The 18039-nt window shown below is 72.7% G+C and carries 4 protein-coding genes; 1 reads left to right on the forward strand and 3 read right to left on the reverse strand.

The genetic code is table 11. The annotated features are described in order from the left end of the window. Positions 1–146 precede the first annotated feature (146 nt). The gene (locus P3T37_RS15885) at positions 147–878 is read right to left on the reverse strand and encodes a hypothetical protein (protein WP_280724293.1); all 732 of its coding nucleotides are present in this window, start codon (positions 876–878) and stop codon (positions 147–149) included. 54 nt (positions 879–932) lie between these two features. Beyond that, positions 933–1430: a DUF4265 domain-containing protein gene (locus tag P3T37_RS15890; protein ID WP_280724294.1), complete on the reverse strand. Its 498-nt coding sequence runs from the start codon at positions 1428–1430 to the stop codon at positions 933–935. A gap of 245 nt (positions 1431–1675) precedes the next feature. Between P3T37_RS15890 and P3T37_RS15895 the strand changes: the two genes are divergently transcribed. Continuing rightward, on the forward strand, positions 1676–2374 hold the full coding sequence (locus tag P3T37_RS15895; RefSeq protein ID WP_280724295.1) for an HAD-IA family hydrolase: 699 nt from the start codon (positions 1676–1678) through the stop codon (positions 2372–2374). 271 nt (positions 2375–2645) lie between these two features. Here the strand turns inward: P3T37_RS15895 and P3T37_RS15900 are convergent, their stop codons facing one another. Further along, positions 2646–18023 (reverse strand): type I polyketide synthase, encoded by a 15378-nt coding sequence (locus P3T37_RS15900; RefSeq protein WP_280724296.1) that lies wholly within the window; start codon positions 18021–18023, stop codon positions 2646–2648. Positions 18024–18039 lie beyond the last annotated feature (16 nt).

The following is an 18039-nucleotide window of genomic DNA, read 5'->3' on the forward strand; positions in this document are numbered from 1 at the left end:
TGATCGAGGAAGGTGACCCTGCTCGATCTCGCCGCTCAGATGCCTCCCGCAGTCCTCCATCGGCTCCTGGGAGTCAGCATCGAGTGCGCCCAGTTCTGGTCGGCAGGCGCCAGCCGGAACGGCTGCGCGGCCGAGCTGGCGCGTCGCTATGAGCATTCCCAGAAGAAGCGTCCTTCGCGGTGATCGGGGCTGACGAAGGCGAATCCGTAGCCGTAGCCGAAGTTGAGGAAGTACGGGTCGTCCTCGGCTTCGCCGCCGTCGCTGATCTTGAAGAGGAACTGCCAGGGGGACTCGACCCGCGCGTAACAGTTGGGGTAGCAGGCGGCACCACCGAAGTAGTCATGCAGGTCCTCGCCGCCGGGAAGATCGACGTCAGGACCGTCGCCACGCATGCTCCGCTCCCAGGCTGCGTGCTCATCAATCGAACAGTCGACCTCTGGCGACACCGGTTGGAGATCGACGTGCCACTCGACGGGGATCTCCGATTCGTCGGGCCCCCAGCGCCAGAGCGTCCGACCGCGCGTTCCGGGCGGCCCGACGACTGCGAAGGAGGGGATACGGCCTCCAGGCTGAACCAGTAGGACGCCGTCTCCGACCTCCGGGTCCATCCCACCCATGCAGATGTCTTCTTCGTGGAGAAAGAGGTAGGCCAGACGGAAATCATCGCCAGGGATGGGGAACTGACCGATGAACACCAAGGGCACCTTGGTGCGCGGGTCCACGGGCCAGGTGGGTTCGGAGAGCCAGACAGGCTCTCCGCCGAGCTTCGCCACTGGATCAGTGATCGGTCGCTCGGGCGCCCGAAGGACTATCTGCTGGCGCGGTAGGAAGGCGGCGCCGTACGGCCCATCCGCCTGCCCTGTGGGACGCGTGATCATGCCGTGGACCCTACGACACCGCGCTGACTTCGCTGACCTGAGTTGAGGTGGCGCTCAGTCGTCCTCGGTGCCTGCACTGGCGCTCCAGGCGGCAGTGACACATCCCTCTTCCCAGTGCCACCAACCTTTCGCCTCGCCGTGTTCCAACAGCTTGCGGATCCGCTGGATGTCCGCTTCCGGCGGGATGTCCAGCGCGACCATCCGGAACTGCTCAATGCCCTCGCCGGTGGTGCCGAGTCGGTGGAAGGTCTCCAGCACGGTCTGTCGGGCCGCAGCTGAGCCTCCGTCCTTCAGCACGATCAACCGGATGGTGCAGTTCTCCGAGGCGTGAACGGTCTCCCCGGCCCAGCGCAGGCCGTCGTTATCGATGTCCACGCGGATGACATCGCCACTGGCGACCCCGCGGACGAACCATGGAGTGTTGTCGAGACGAACCGTTCCGTCGCCGAGGTCCACTGCCCACAGGCTCTCGACGCTCGCCGGCGGCCAGCCGTCCTCGTCCACCTCCATTCGGAAGTGGACCTTCACGTGGGCGTCGCTGATGTTCGTCACTGGGCCATCATCCACGCTGACTGACCGCCGCTGACAACGGCACCTGAGCGACTGCTGCCGGTCTATTCAGCACCACCGAATATCGGAGACCACCAGTAGGCATGGCCGGCTACACCGAGAACGGCATCATCGTTGGCAGTTGCCGGCCTGAACCGGTGGGACGGGCTGTGAAGCGGTTGTCGTGGCCTTGCCGAAGGGGAAGTTGCCGTTCTGATCCTCCAGCTTGACCGCCGTACCATCACGACATGATCAAAGGTGTGATGTTCGACTTCTCCGGCACACTGCTGCGCATCGAGTCGACCGCAGAGTGGCTCGGCGCGGTCCTGACGTCGGCTGGCATCCGTCCGGCCGACGACGAGTTCGCCGACTTGGTAAGGCGGCTGACGGAGTACGGAGCGCTTCCAGGCGGACCGGCACCGCGGCACGTGCCCACGCACCTCGAAACGCTCTGGCGCGAGCGGGACCTGAGTGCCGGCCGACACCGGGCCGCCTACACCGCACTGGCCCAGGAAGCTGGGCTACCAGTAACGGAGTTGGCGCAGGCACTGTACGACCGCCACATGATGCCCGCCGCATGGCGGACCTACCCGGATACCGAATCGACGCTGCGTGAACTGCGTGGGCGGGGGCTCCCGGTGGCTGTAGTGAGCAACATCGGATGGGACCTCCGGCCGATCTTCCGCGCGCACGGACTGGACGGGCTGGTCGACGCCTACTTGCTCTCCTTCGAGCTGGGCGCACAGAAGCCCGACCCGGCGATCTTCAGGGTCGCCTGCGACCGGCTCGGCCTGTCACCCGCCGATGTACTGATGGTCGGCGACGACCGTATCGCGGACGGCGGCGCGCAGGCCCTGGGCTGCCCGGTGCACTTCGTCGACCACCTGCCGGTCGATCAGCGCCCGCGCGGACTGGCACCGGTCCTGGGCCTGCTCGGGTCCTCGTAGTGACGGCGGGCCTCGGCTTCGCCGAGGGGCACGAACTTGACTGTCTGCACCGGATGCGGCTCCGTGCAGGCTGCCCATGCCTCATCGGCCGGCCAGAGGAGCGGGCCGCCCACTGAGCTGTCCTGAGGTATCGGAAAACCGGGCCGGGGATGCAACCGCACCGCCGGACGGCTGAAATCGGCCAGCTGGTTGCTGACTGGCTCCACCACGCTCCCAGGCTGGATCGGATCGGAGGCCGACCCCAGGAAGGAGTGGGGTCGGCCTCGGGTACCTACAGCTGCTGGAGCCAGTCCTCGACGAGCTGGGCCGTCAGGGCGGAGTCCTCGCGGATCAGGGAGAGGTGGTCGGCGTCGACGGTGCGGATGTCGGCGCCGGGGACCAGGGGGGACGGCTGGGAGGGGGTCTGGTCGGTGGGGAAGAGGGGTTTGGTGCAGGTGATCAGGAGGACGGGGGCGGTGGTGTGCTGGACCTCCAGTTGGTTGAGCAGGACCATCCAGCGGCCCATCGCGGAGAGACGGGAGTTGGTGAGGCGGACCGGGGAGGCGTCCGCGCTCCTGGTGAAGTTGAGCTTCATCATGCCGGTGTAGTCGACGCCCTCGTCCGCGTTGTGCTGGAAGCTCAGGGTGTCGAGCAGGACCACGCCCGCCGGGCGGATGCCCCAGGTGCTCTCCAGCAGGCCGGCCGCCGCGTAGGCGAACGAGCCGCCCGAGGAGTGGCCGACCAGGACGAACGGGTTGCCGTCGGCCGCGCGCAGGGCGCTCTCGGCGATCACGCGGACTGCGGCCTCCGGGTTGGCCGGCAGGCGCTCGCCGGAGGCGAAGCCGACCAGGGGCAGTGCGCAGACGTCCCGGTCGCCGCGGAAGTGGGCGGCGAGGCGGGCGTACTGGTGGATGCCCGCGTTGGCGGTGGGCGCGCTGACGCAGATCAGGCGCGGTCCCCGTGCGCCCTCGGCGAGGGTGGCGGCCCAGGGCAGATCCTCCAGTTCGGCGGTCGCCGCGAAGGTGGGGCGCAGCGCGGCGACGGTCGCCAGCATCCGCTGCGCCTCGGCGACCTTGCCGGTGCCGAGCGCGTCCATGAACAGCCGCTCCAGCGAGTCGATCTCCGTCTCCCCGCTCGGGACGGCGACGGTGAGGGCGCCCGAGTCGTCCAGGCTCGGCTGTGCGGACAGTTCGCTGCGGATCCAGCCGGCCAGGTCGCCGGGGGTGCGGCTGTCGAAGACCACCGTGGCGGGCAGCCGCAGTCCGGTGACGGCGGCCAGGCGGTTGCGCAGTTCGACGGCCGTCAGCGAGTCGAACCCGAGCTCGTAGAAGTCCCGGTCCTCGGCGATGTCGGTCGGCGAGGCGTGGCCGAGCACCACGGCGACCTCGCTGCGCACGGTGTCGACCAGGAAGCGCATCCGGTCCTGCTCGCCCAGCTCGACCAGCTGCCGGGTGAAGGAGAGCGCGCTCTCCGCAGCGCCGACCGCGCCCGCGCCGGCGGCCGAGCGGCGGGCGGTGCGGACCAGTCCGCGGAAGAGCGGCGGCACGTCGTCCTGCGGCCGCATCGGGCCGCCGGCCAGCGCCAGCGGGATGATCAGCGGTTCCGCGCGGCCGATGGCGGCCTCGAAGAGCGCCAGGCCCTGCTCGACGGAGAGCGGCGGGATGCCGCCGGACTGCATGCGCCGCATGTCGGTGTCGCTGAGCTCGCTGGTCATACCGTCGTCCTGGGCCCAGGGGCCCCAGGCGAGCGAGATGCCGGCCAGGCCGAGCGACCTGCGGTGGTCGGCCAGGGTGTCCTGGAAGGAGTTGGCCGCCGCGTAGTTGCCCTGGCCCGGACTGCCCATCACACCGGCGATGGAGGAGAAGGTGACGAAGGCGGCCAGGTCCAGGTGCCGGGTGAGTTCGTGCAGGTTCCAGGCCGCGTCGACCTTGGGACGCAGCACGTCCGAGAGCCGCTGCGGCGTGAGTGAGGTGATGATGCCGTCGTCCAGGACGCCGGCGGTGTGCACGACGGCGGTCAGCGGGTGCGCGGCCGGGACGGCCGCGAGCAGGGCGGCGGCGGCCTGGCGGTCGGCCGTGTCGCAGGCCGCGATCGTCACCTGGGCGCCGAGCGTGCGCAGTTCGGCCGCGAGCTCGGCGGCGCCGGGTGCGTCCGGGCCGCGCCGGCTGGTCAGCAGCAGGTGCCGCGTGCCGCGGGCGACCAGGTGCCGGGCGAGGTGGCGGCCGAGGGCGCCGGTGCCGCCGGTGAGCAGCACGGTGCCCTCGGTGTCCCAAGTCGCTGCGGTGGACGTAGCGTTGCTCAGCCGGGCCAATCGGCCGACCCGCAGGACGCCCTCGCGGACCACGAACTGCGCCTCGCCGGCGGCCAGCGGGGCCCGCAGCGCGGGCAGGGCGGCGCTGACGTCCTCGTCCTTCTCGATGTCCAGCAGGGCGAAGCGGTCGGGGTGTTCGGAGTTGGCCGAGCGCACCAGGCCCCAGGCCGCGCCGCCGGCGAGGTCGCCGACCAGGTCGGCGTCGGCGCCGCGGATCGCGCCGCGGGTGACGAAGACCAGCCGCGAGGCGGCGAACCGCTCCTGGGCCAGCCACTCCTGGACCAGAGCGAGCACCCGCGCGGTCTGCGCGTGTACCGTCGCCGGGACGTCGTCGGCCGTGGACGGCAGCGCCACCACGACCAAATCGGGTATGTCAGACGTGAGTTCGGAGAGTGAGCTGGCGGTGGAGCCGAGCGAGAAGCCGTCGACCCCCAGGGCGACGCAGCGCACCGGCTCGGGCGACTCGGCGACGGCGGCCGGCACCCATTCGACCCGGAACAGCGGGTCACGCCTGCTGACGCCCGCAACGAGTGCGCGAAGCTCCAGCGAACGGACCGTCAGCACCGCGGTGCCCTCGACGTCGACCGCTGTCAGGGCGACCGCGGACTCGTCGAGCCGGGTCAGGCGCACCCGCAGCGCCGAGGCGCCGCCCGCGTGCAGCGACACGCCCTGCCAGGCGTGCGGCAGCAGGGTGAGTTCCTCGTCGCCGACGCCGACCAGCGCGGCGGCGTGCAGGGCCGCGCCGAGCAGGGCCGGGTGCAGGCCGAAGTACTTGGCGTCCTCGGCGGGTTCGCCGGAGAGCTCGACCTCGGCCAGCACGTCCTCGCCGTGCAGCCAGGCCGCCCGCAGCCCCTGGAAGGCGGCGCCGGGTCCGCTCGCGCGGTAGAAGCCGTCCAGGTCGACGGCGATCGCGCCGGCCGGCGGCCAGGGCGCGGACTCGGCCTGCGGCGCGGGCGCGTCCGGGCTGAGCGTGCCGGTGGCGCAGCGCGTCCAGGGCTCGTTCGGGGCCGCCTCGGCGGATCGGGCGTAGCAGCTGACCGTCCGATCGCCGCTCGCGTCGGGTGCGCCCACCCAGACCTGGAGGACGGGGTCCTCGCCCTCGGTGAGCGGCAGCGGCTCGGCGAGGGTGAACTCCGTCACCCGGCCGCAGCCGACCTGGTCACCGGCGGCGACGGCGAGCTCCAGGAAGCCGGTGGCGGGGAAGAGCAGGGTGCCGGACACCCGGTGGTCGAGCAGCCACGGGTGCACCCGGGTGGAGAGCCGGCTGGTGAAGAGCAGCCCGTCGGAGTCGGCCAGCGGAACGGCGGCGCCGAGCAGCGGGTGCTCGGCCGGGACCAGGCCCGCCGAACCGACGTCGCCCGAGAGCGCCGCCGGGCGCGGCCAGTAGCGTTCGTGCTGGAAGGCGTAGGTGGGCAGGTCGACCCGGCGGGCTCCGGTGCCGGCGAACGCCTGGGTCCAGTCGATCCGCACACCCGCGACGTGCAGCTGCGCGAGGCCGGTGAGCAGCGCGGCCTCCTCCGGGCGGCCCCTGCGCAGGGCCGGGGCGGCGACGGCGTCCTCGTCCGCGACCAGCGCGGTCAGCACGCTGTCGGGGCCCAGCTCCAGGAACGCCGCGGCGCCGCGCGAGCGCAGGGTGGCGACGCCGTCGGCGAAGCGGACGGCCTCGCGGACGTGCCGGACCCAGTACTCCGGGGTCGAGACCAGCTCCGAAGTCGCGCTCCCGCCGGTGAGGTTGGAGATCAGCGGGATGGTCGGGGCGGCGAAGGAGAGCCCGTTCAGGACCTCGCGGAAGTCGGCCAGCATCGGGTCCATCAGCGGGGAGTGGAAGGCGTGCGAGACCCGCAGACGAGTGCTCCTGCGGTCCGCGAAGTGCGCGCGGACCTCCTCGACGCCCTGCTCGGTGCCGGAGATGACCACGGAGGACGGGCCGTTCACCGCCGCGATGGAGACGAACTCTCCGAGCAACGGGAGGACTTCGTCCTCAGTGGCCTCGACGGCCAGCATCGCGCCTCCGGCGGGAAGGGCCTGCATCATGCGGCCGCGCGCGGCCACCAGGGCGCAGGCGTCGGCCAGCGAGAGGACGCCTGCCACGTGCGCGGCGGCGACCTCGCCGATTGAGTGACCGGCCACGAAGTCCGGTCGGACACCGAAGGATTCGAGCAGCCGGAACAGCGCGACCTCGATCGCGAACAGCCCGGCCTGCGCGAAGTCCGTGCGATTGAGCACTTCTTCGTCCGCGCCCCAGACCACCGCGCGGACGGGCAGGTCGAACTGCGCGCAGACCGCGTCGAAGGCCTCCGCGAACACCGCGAAGCGCCCGTACAACTCCCTACCCATGCCCAGGCGTTGCGATCCCTGGCCGGAGAAGAGCAGTGCCAGCGGGCGATCGGCGGCCACTCCGCGGGCGATCTCGGTGCCGTCCAGCAGCACCGCGCGGTGCCCGAAGTCCGTCCGTGCCGCCAGGGAGTAGCCCACGTCCAGCGGCGAGGCATCGGTGAGTGCGGTGATCCGCTCCAGCTGGGCGTCCAGGGCGGCCTCGGAGGTGCCCGAGACGATCTGCGGCGCCGGCACACCCGGCAGGGCGAGCGGCTCGACCGGCGGGGCGGGCGGGGCCTGCTCGATGATCGTGTGGGCGTTGGTGCCGCTGATCCCGAAGGACGACACGCCCGCGCGCCAGGGCCGGTCCACCTCGGGCCAGGGCCTGGCCTCGGTGAGCAGGTCCACCGCGCCGGCCGTCCAGTCCACATGGGTGGACGGCTGGTCGATGTGCAGCGACTTGGGCAGCACGCCGTGCCGCATCGAGAGCACGGTCTTGATGATCCCGGCGACCCCGGCGGCGGCCTGGGTGTGGCCGATGTTTGACTTCAACGAGCCGAGCAACAGCGGGCGTTCGCGGTTCTGGCCGTAGGTGGCGAGCAGCGCCTGGGCCTCGATCGGGTCGCCCAGCGAGGTGCCGGTGCCGTGGCCCTCCACGACGTCCACCTCGGCGGCGGACAGGCCGGCGCTGGCGAGCGCCTGGCGGATCACCCGCTGCTGGGACGGGCCGTTGGGGGCGGTGATGCCGTTGGAGGCGCCGTCCTGGTTGACCGCCGAGCCGCGGACCAGGGCCAGCACCTGGTGCCCGTTGCGCCGGGCGTCGCTGAGCCGTTCCAGCACCAGGACGCCCACCCCCTCGGACCAGTTGGTACCGTCGGCGGAGTCCGCGTAGGCCTTGCAACGGCCGTCCGAGGCAAGCCCGTTCTGGACGGTGAAGCCGGCGAAGCTGACCGGCGTGGTCATCACGGTCACGCCGCCCGCCAGCGCGAGCGAGCACTCGCCGTTGCGCAGCGACTGGGTGGCCCAGTGCAGAGCGACCAGCGAGGAGGAGCAGGCGGTGTCGACCGTGACGGCCGGGCCCTCCAGACCGAAGGTGTAGGAGATCCGGCCGGACAGCACGCTGGTGGCCAGTCCCGTGCCGGCGTGGCCGCCGATGTCCTCGCGGGAGTTCATCATCAGCGTGGCGTAGTCCAGACCGTTGGTCCCGACGAAGACGCCGGTCCGACTGCCCTCCAACTGCCCGGGGGCGATGCCCGCGTGCTCGAAGGCCTCCCATGAGGTTTCGAGCAGCAGGCGCTGCTGCGGGTCCATCGCCAGCGCCTCGCGCGGCGAGATCCCGAAGAAGCCGGCATCGAAGTCGGCGACGCCGGGGACGAAGCCGCCCTCCAGGGTGGTGCTGCGGCCGCGGCCGTCGCGGTCGCCGGCGAGCAGCGTGCGCAGGTCCCAGCCGCGGTCCTCGGGGAAGCCCGCGATCCCGTCCCGGCCGGCGGCCACCAGCTGCCACAGCTCCTCCGGGGAGCGCACGCCGCCCGGCAGGCGGCAGGCCATGCCGACGATGGCGATCGGGTCGTCGGCGGGCTGGGCCGCAATGGTGGGCTCGTGCTGCTGGTCCTGCTCGTCCAGGAGTTCGGCGAGCAGGTGCTCGGCCAGGACGGTGGAGGTCGGGTAGTCGAAGACGGTGGTGGCCGACAGCCGCAGGCCGGTCGCCAGCTTCAGGCGGCCGGGCAGCTCGATCGCGGTGAGCGAGTCGAAGCCGAGGTCGCGGAACTTGCGGTCCGGCGCGATGGCCGACCGGTCGGCGTAGCCGAGGACAGCCGCGACGTGGGTACGCACCAGGTCGGTGAGCAGCGCCAGGCGCTCGGCCCCGGACAGGGCGCGCAGCCGCTGCCCGAGCTCGGAGGCGGCCGAGGCGACCTCGCGGCGCGCCGCGTCGGCGTGCGCGATCGCCTCCCGGGCGGCGGGCAACTCCTTGAGCAGCGGGTTGCCGCGCAGGCCGACCAGGGTGTCGAGCAGCTGCGGCTGCAGCAGGTCGAGCAGCACCAGCGCGGGCGCCGTCCGGGTGACGGCCTGCCGCAGGGCGGCGACGGCCAGCTCCGGGTGGATCACCGGGATCGCGGTGCGGCGCGGCGTGTCGGACTCCTCGGCCAGTGTGTCCGCCGCGTCGTCGCCCAGCCAGGCACCCCAGGCCACCGCGGTGGCAGGCAGGCCCTGCGTACGCCGGCGCTGGGCGAGGGCGTCCAGGACGGCGTTCGCGGCGGCGACGTTCGCCCGGCCGGGGCTGCCGACCGCGCCGGCCACCGAGGAGAACAGGACGAAGGCGTCCAGCTCCTGATGCTGCGTCAGTTCGTCCAGGTGCAGGGCGGCGGTGACCTTGGCGCGGTGTACGGCGGCGAAGCGCTCGGGCGTCAGGTCGTCCAGCACGCCGTCGTCGATCAGGCCCGCCGCGTGCACGACGGCCGACAGCGGCCGGTGCGCTGGGACACCCGCGAGCACGGCGGCCAGCTGCTCGCGGTCGGCCGTGTCGCAGGCGACCACGGTCACCTCGGCACCCGAGGCGCGCAGCTCGTCGGCGAGCTCCATGGCGCCGGGCGCCTGCGGGCCGCGCCGGCTGACCAGCAGCAGGTGGTCGGCACCGGCGCCGGCCAGCCAGCGGGCCAGGTGGGCGCCGCGGCCGCCGGTGCCGCCGGTGATCAGGACCGTGCCGCGCGGCTCCCAGCCGGCGTCGGGCGAGCCGGTCGGCGCGGGCAGCAGGCGACGTCCGTAGAGGCCGGAGGGCCGCACCGCGACCTGGTCCTCGCCGTCCAGACCCGCCAGCACGCCGGCCAGGCGCTGCACCGCGCGCTGATCCATGATCGGCGGCAGGTCGACCAGACCGCCCCACAGCTGCGGGTACTCCAGTGCCGCGACCCGGCCCAGGCCCCAGACCCCGGCCTGCGCCAGGGCCGTCAGCGGCTCGGTCCGGTCGACCGCGACCGCGCCGCGCGTGACGCACCAGAGCGGTGCGGTGATCTCGGTGTCGCGCAGCGCCTGGAGCAGGGCGGCGGTCGCCGTGACGGGCGCGGAGGTGGAGTCAGTTGCGAGCAGGGACAGGACGCCCGTGAACGGGGTTCCGGTGGTGGGGAGTTGCCGCAGCAGCGCGGCGAGCGCCGTGCGCTCGGCCGCCTCGACGTTCAGGCAGAGCGCGTCGGGGCCGACCGCCTTGAGCACGGCCGCCGTCCACTCCTCGTCGGCGCTGCGGGCCGGGGCGACGACCAGCCACGGACCGCTGGTCGGTCGAGCGGCCGAGGCGCCGGAGAGAAGCTTCCAGGACGCGTGGAAGCGCAGCGCGTCCAGCTGCGACTGGTCACGGCGGTGCCGGCGCCAGGACGACAGGGCGGGCAGCACCGCGCCCAGCGCGTCGGTGTCGACGTCCAGATCGGCAGCGAGGCTGTGCAGGTCCTCGCCGTCCACCGCGGCCCAGAACTGCGCGTCGAGTGGGTCCTCGGCCCTGGCGGCTCCCCGATCGGGGGCGGGGTTGGTCTCGGGCCAGTAGCGTTCGTGCTGGAAGGCGTAGGTGGGCAGGTCGACCCGGCGGGCTCCGGTGCCGGCGAACGCCTGGGTCCAGTCGATCGGCACGCCCGCGACGTGCAGCTGCGCGAGGCCGGTGAGCAGCGCGGCCTCCTCCGGGCGGCCCCTGCGCAGGGCGGGGGCGGCAAGGGCGCCGTCGACCAGCGCGGACAGGATGCCGTCCGGGCCCAGCTCCAGGAACGCCGAGACGCCCTCGGCGGTGAGCGCGTCAAGGCCGTCGGCGAAGCGGACGGCCTCGCGGACGTGCCGCACCCAGTACTCCGGCGTGGACACCAGCTCCGGCGACGCGACGGCACCGGTCACGTTCGACACCAGCGGGATGCGCGGCGCCTCGAAGGACAGGCCCGCGACGACGGCGTGGAAGTCCTCCAGCATCGGGGCCATCAGAGGGGAGTGGAAGGCGTGCGAGACGCGCAGGCGGGTGCTCCTGCCGAAGTGCGCGCAGACCTCCTCGACGGCGTCCTCGGTGCCGGAGATCACCACGGACGACGGGCCGTTCACCGCTGCTATCGACACGAACTCACCCAGCAGCGGCAGGACTTCTTCCTCCGTCGCCCGCAACGCGACCATCGCACCACCGGCGGGCAGCGCCTGCATCAGGCGGCCGCGCGCCGCGACCAGCGCACAGGCGTCCGGCAGCGAGAACACCCCGGCGACGTGCGCCGCCGCGATCTCACCGATCGAGTGACCGGCCACGAAGTCCGGTCGGACGCCGAAGGATTCGACCAACCGGAAGAGCGCCACCTCCACCGCGAACAGGCCGGCCTGCGCGAAGTCCGTCCGGTTCAGCAACTCCTCGTCCGCACCCCAGACCACCTCCCGGACGGGAGCGTCGAACTGCGCGCAGACCGCGTCGAAGGCCTCCGCGAACGCCGCGAAGCGGCCGTACAACTCCTGCCCCATGCCCAGGCGTTGCGAGCCCTGCCCGGAGAAGAGCAGCGCGAGCGGACGGTCCTCGGCGGTTCCGCGGGCGACCTCGGCGCCGTCCAGCAGCACCGCGCGGTGCGCGAAGTCCGTCCGTCCCGCCAGCGAGTAACCCACGTCGAGCGGCGAGGCATCGGCGAGCGCGGTGATCCGCTCCAGCTGGGCGTCCAGCGCCGCGTCGGACTTGCCGGACACCACCCACGGCACCACCGGCGCCTCGGTCTGCGCAGCCGGCTCGACCGGCGGAGCCGACGGCGCTTGCTCGACGATCACGTGCGCGTTGGTCCCGCTGATCCCGAACGCCGACACCGCCGCACGGCGCGGCCGGTCGCTCTGCGGCCACTGAGCGAGCTGCGTCAGGAGTTCCACCTCGCCCGTCGACCAGTCGACGTGCGTGGACGGCGCGTCCACGTGCAGCGTCTTCGGCAGCACGCCGTGCCGCATCGCCATGATCATCTTGATCACGCCCGCGACACCCGCCGCCGCCTGGGTGTGGCCGATGTTGGACTTCAACGAGCCCAGCAGGAGCGGACGGTCCTCCGAGCGGCCCTGGCCGTAGGTCGCGAGCAGCGCCTGTGCCTCGATCGGGTCGCCGAGCGTCGTGCCGGTGCCGTGGCCCTCGACGGCGTCCACCTCGGCGGCCGACAGGCCCGCGTTGGCCAGCGCCTGGCGGATCACCCGCTGCTGGGCCGGGCCGTTGGGAGCGGTCAGGCCGTTGGAGGCGCCGTCCTGGTTGATCGCGGAGCCCCGGACGACGGCCAGGATCTCGTGCCCGTTGCGCCGCGCGTCGCTCAGCCGCTCCAGCACCAGGACGCCGACGCCCTCCGACCAGCCGGTGCCGTCCGCCGCGTCCGCGAAGGCCTTGCACCGCCCGTCGGTGGCCAGTCCGCCCTGGCGCGTGAAGCCCGGGAAGCCGAGCGAGGAGGACATCACGGTGACGCCGCCGGCCAGCGCCAGCGAGCACTCGCCGCTGCGCAGCGACTGGGCGGCGAGGTGCAGGGCGACCAGGGAGGAGGAGCAGGCGGTGTCGACGGTGACGGCCGGGCCCTCCAGGCCGAAGGTGTAGGAGATCCGGCCGGAGACCACGCTCGCGGCGAGACCCGTGCTGGCGTGGCCCTCGATGTCCTCGCTGGAGTTCATCACCAGCGTCAGGTAGTCCTGGCCGCCGGTGCCGACGAAGACGCCGGTCTGGCTGCCGCGCAGGGTGGCGGGGTTTATCGCCGAACGCTCGATCGCCTCCCAGGAGGTCTCCAGCAGCAGGCGCTGCTGCGGGTCCATCGCCAGCGCCTCGCGCGGCGAGATCCCGAAGAAACCGGCGTCGAACTCCGCCACCCCGTGCAGGAATCCGCCCCGGGCGGTGGCGCTGCGCCCGCGCGCGTCCGGCGCGCCGCCGAGCAGCACGTCCAGGTCCCAGCCGCGGTCGGTCGGGAAGTCCGCGATGCCCTCGCGGCCTTCGGAGACCAGGTCCCACAGATCCTCCGGGGACCCGATCCCGCCCGGCAGGCGGCACGCCATGCCGACGATGACGACGGGGTCGTCCGAGACCCCGGTCGCCGCCACGGGGGTGGCCGAATCGCCGTGCTCGTCCAGGAGTTGAGCGATCAGATGCTCGGCGAGGACGGTGGGAGTCGGGTAGTCGAAGACAAGGGTTGCCGGCAGGCGCAGGCCCGTGACGGCCGTCAGGCGGTTGCGCAGCTCCAGTGCGGTCAGCGAGTCGAGGCCCAGGTCGTGGAAGTCCCGCTCCGCGCCGATGCTCTGCGCCGAGGCATGGCCCAGGACGCCCGCAGCCTCGGTGCGCACCAACTCCACCAGCAGGCGGACGCGTTCGGCGCCGCGCAGCTCGAAGAGCCGGGTCGCGAGCGCGGACGCCGTCCCCGCGCCGCCGTCGGCGGTGGCCGCCATCCGGCGACCGCCGCGAACCAACCCGCGGAACATGGTGGGGACTTCACCGCGCATCGGCGCCGCGCCCGAGGACGTGAGGCGGCCGATCGGGACCAGGTAGGCCCGGTCGACGGTCATCGCGGCGTCGAGTAGGGCCAGGCCCTGGGCGACGGTCAGCGGCGGGACGCCGGAGGCGTTGATGCGGTGCATGTCGGCGTCGGAGAGGGTGCCGGTCATGCCGGTGGCCTGCGCCCAGGCGCCCCAGGCGAGGGACTGGGCGGCCAGGCCACGAGAGCGGCGGTGCTGGGCCAGGGCGTCCAGGAAGACGTTGCCGGCGGCGTAGTTGCCCTGGCCTGCGCTGCCCATCACACCGGAGATGGAGGAGAAGAGGACGAAGGCGGAGAGGTTCAAGTGCGCGGTGAGCTCGTGCAGATGCCAGGCCGCATCCACCTTCGGCCGCAGCACACCGGAGAGGCGCTCGGGGGTAAGGGAGGTGACCACGCCGTCGTCCAGCACACCGGCCGTGTGGATCACCGCGGTGAGCGCAACCCCCGCCAACGCGCCTGCGAGCGCGGCGCGGTCCGCGACATCGCAGGCAGTTACGGTCACCTCGGCACCCAGAGCAGCGAGCTCGACCACCAACTCCTCAGCGCCAGGCGCTTCGAGACCACGACGGCTCAGCAACAGGAGACTGCGCACGCCATGCTCGGCCACCAGATGGCGGGCCACCTCCCGGCCCAGACCACCCGTGCCACCGGTGACCAGGACTGTGCCCGACGGATCCCAGGTCGCCGCGCCCACGGAGGTGCCCAGGCGGGCCAGCCGGCCGACCAGCACCGCGCCGTCGCGCACCACTACTTGCGGCTCCCCCGCCGCCAGCACCCGCGCCCACGGCACATCCGCACCCGCCTCCGCGTCCACCAGCAGGAACCGGCCCGGGTTCTCCGACTGCGCCGACCGCACCAGACCCCACACCGCCGCAGCAGCCAAATCCTCACCCGACACCGCGCCACGCGTCACGAACACCAGACGCGAACCCGCGAACCGCTCCTCCGCCAACCACTCCCGCACCAGACCCAACACCCGCGCGGTGGTCACGTGCACCGCGCCCGGCACGTCCTCGGCAGAGCCTGAGATCGGGACCACCACCAACGCCGCGTCACCCGACACCTCCGCCAACGAGACGGCATCGGCGCCGAGCACCACCCTGCTCGGCACCTCGACCGCTGAACGGCCCCCGGCGGCCGGCACCCACTCCAGCGTCAGCAACCCGTCCAGGCCGGCACCGGCAGTGGCGACGAGCGAGGTGGGCGGTGCCGAGAAGGCGACCGACTCAGCGGAGAGCACGGGCGCGCCTTCGACGTCGACCACCGCGAGGGACACCGAGTCCACGCCGGTCCTCACCAGCCGCGCCCGCACCACCGACGCGCCCGCCGCGTGCAGCGACACCCCGCGCCACGAGGACGGGAGCAGCTCCAGCCCCACGACGCCGGCCGCCCCCAGCACCGAGGCCAGCAGCGCAGGGTGCAAGCCGAAGCGACCGGCGTCACCCGTCAGCTCAGCCTCGACGAAGACCTCGTCCCCCCGCCGCCACACCGACCGCACCCCCGGCAGCCCGTCAGCGTCCAGCACCACCGCACCGCGGGGCGGCCACACCGACGCGTCGAACTCCGCCACCCGCTCACCCGCCACCAACACACCCGACGCATGCTCAACCCACGGACCGTCCACCACCCCCGCCCCACGCGAGAACAGGCTCACCGCGCGAGCACCCGAGGCCTCGGGAGCGCCCACCCACACCTGCACCGCCACCGCGCCGTCCTCGGACAGCACCAGCGGCTCGGTCAGACTGAACTCCTCCACCCGGTCGCAGCCGACCTGGTCACCCGCGCGCACGGCCAGCTCCAGGAAACCGGCGGCCGGAAAGACCACTGCACCGTTCACCACGTGCTCGGCCAGCCACGGATGCGCGTTGAGGGAGAGCCGGCCCGTGAACAGCATGCCCTCGGACGTCGCCAGGGCGACGGTCGCGCCGAGCAGCGGGTGCTCGGCCGGGGTCAGGCCGGCGCCCGTCACGTCACCGACGTGGACGGCGGGGCGCGGCCAGTAGCGCTCGTGCTGGAACGGGTAGGTGGGCAGGTCCATGCGGCGGGCGCCGGTGCCGGCGAACACCTGCGACCAGTCCAGCCGGACGCCCGCGACGTGCAGCTGCGCGAGGCCGGTGAGCAGCTCGGTTTCCTCCGGGCGGTCCCTGCGCAGGGCGGGGGCAGCGACTGCGTCCTCGACCAGCGCGGACAGCACGCCGTCGGGGCCCAGCTCCAGGAACGCCGAGACGCCCTCACCCGTCAGTGACTCCAGGCCGTCGGCGAAGCGGACCGCCTCGCGCACGTGGCGCACCCAGTACTCCGGCGTGCACACCAGCTCCGGCGACGCCACCGCGCCCGTCACGTTGGACACCAGCGGGATGCGCGGCGCCTCGAAGGTCAGACCCGCGATGACGGCGCGGAAGTCCTCCAGCATCGGGTCCATCAACGGCGAGTGGAACGCGTGCGAGACCCGCAGGCGGGTGCTCTTGCCGAAGTGCGCGCAGACCTCCTCGACGGCGTCCTCGGTGCCGGAGATCACCACGGACGACGGGCCGTTCACGGCCGCTATCGACACGAACTCGCTGAGCAGCGGCAGGACTTCTTCTTCCGTCGCCCGCAACGCCACCATCGCACCACCCGCGGGCAGCGCCTGCATCAGGCGGCCGCGCGCGGCCACCAGGGCGCAGGCGTCGGCCAGCGAGAAGACGCCTGCCACGTGCGCGGCGGCGACCTCGCCGATCGAGTGACCCGCCACGAAGTCCGGCACCACGCCCCACGACTCGACCAGCCGGAAGAGCGCCACCTCCACCGCGAACAGCCCGGTCTGCGCGAAGTCCGTCCGGTTCAGCAACTCCTCGTCCCCACCCCAGATCACTTCACGGACGGGAGCGTCGAACTGCGCGCACACCGCGTCGAACGCCTCCGCGAACACCGGGAAGCGGGCATACAACTCCCGTCCCATCCCGAGGCGTTGCGAGCCCTGCCCGGAGAAGAGCAGCGCGAGCGACCGCTCCACCGCCACTCCTCGCGCAACCTCCACACCGTCCACCAGCACCGCGCGATGCGCGAAGTCCGTACGCCCCGCCAACGAGTAACCGGCATCCAGAGCGGGCAGCCCGGCGAGCTGCGACAGCTGCGCATCCAGCGCCGCCTCCGACTTGCCCGACACCACCCACGGCACCACGCCAGCGGCGCGCGAGGGCTCCTCGGGCTCGACCGGCGGTGCCTGCTCGATGATGGTGTGCGCGTTGGTCCCGCTGATCCCGAACGCCGAGACCGCCGCACGGCGCGGGTGGCCCGTCTCCGGCCACTCGACTACCTCGGTGACGAGCCTGACCTCGCCAGCCGACCAGTCGACGTGCGTGGACGGCGCGTCCACGTGCAGCGTGCGCGGCAGCACACCGTGCCGCATCGCCAGCACCATCTTGATCACACCCGCAACACCCGCCGCCGCCTGCGTGTGCCCGATGTTCGACTTCACCGAGCCGAGCCACAAAGGGTGTTGACGCTCCTGCCCATACGTGGCGAGCAGCGCCTGCGCCTCGATCGGGTCACCCAGCGGCGTCCCCGTCCCATGCCCCTCCACCGCGTCCACCTCAGCAGCCGACAGACCCGCGCTCGCCAACGCCTGCCGGATCACCCGCTGCTGCGACGGACCGTTCGGCGCCGTCAGCCCATTGGACGCGCCGTCCTGGTTCACCGCCGACCCGCGCACCACCGCCAACACCTCATGCCCATTGCGCCGCGCATCGCTCAACCGCTCCAACACCAGGACGCCGACGCCCTCCGACCACCCCGTGCCGTCCGCCGCATCCGCAAACGCCTTGCACCGCCCGTCCGTTGCCAGCCCGCCCTGCCGGCTGAAGCCGGAGAAGGCCATCGGCGTGGACAGCACCGTCACACCGCCCGCCAGCGCCATCGAGCACTCCCCCGCGCGCAGCGAGTGCGCGGCCACGTGCAGGGCCACCAGGGACGACGAACACGCCGTGTCCAGGGTGACGGCCGGACCCTCCAGGCCGAGCGCGTAGGAGACCCGCCCGGAGAGCACGCTCGCGGTGAGGCCCGTGGTCGCGTGGCCCTCCATGTCCTCGTCCGAGTTCATCACCACGCCGACGTAGTCGACGCCGGCCGTGCCGACGAAGACGCCGGTCCGGCTGCCCCGCAGCGACACCGGGTCGATCCCGGCCCGCTCGAACGCCTCCCAGGAGGTTTCGAGCAGCAGCCGCTGCTGCGGGTCCATCGCCAGCGCCTCGCGCGGCGAGATCCCGAAGAACCCCGCGTCGAACGCGCTCGCGTCGACGAAGCCGCCCTCGATCGTCGCGCTGGAACCGTCCCCATGCCCCGCCAGGGCATCGAGGTTCCACCCCCGGTCGCCTGGGAAGCCGGAGACCCCGTCCCGCCCTTCGGCGAGCAGCTGCCAGAACTCCTCCGGCGAGCGCACCCCGCCCGGCAGGCGGCAGGACATGCCGACGATGGCGATCGGCTCCTGCCGGCCCGACTCGACTTCCAGCAGCCGTTGGCGAGTCTGGTGCAGGTCGGCCGTGACCCACTTGAGGTAGTCAACGAGCTTGCTGTCGTTCGACATGAGGTGAAGAACCTTC

The sequence above is a fragment of the Kitasatospora sp. MAA4 genome, from assembly GCF_029893355.1.
Taxonomy (GTDB): Bacteria; Actinomycetota; Actinomycetes; order Streptomycetales; family Streptomycetaceae; genus Kitasatospora.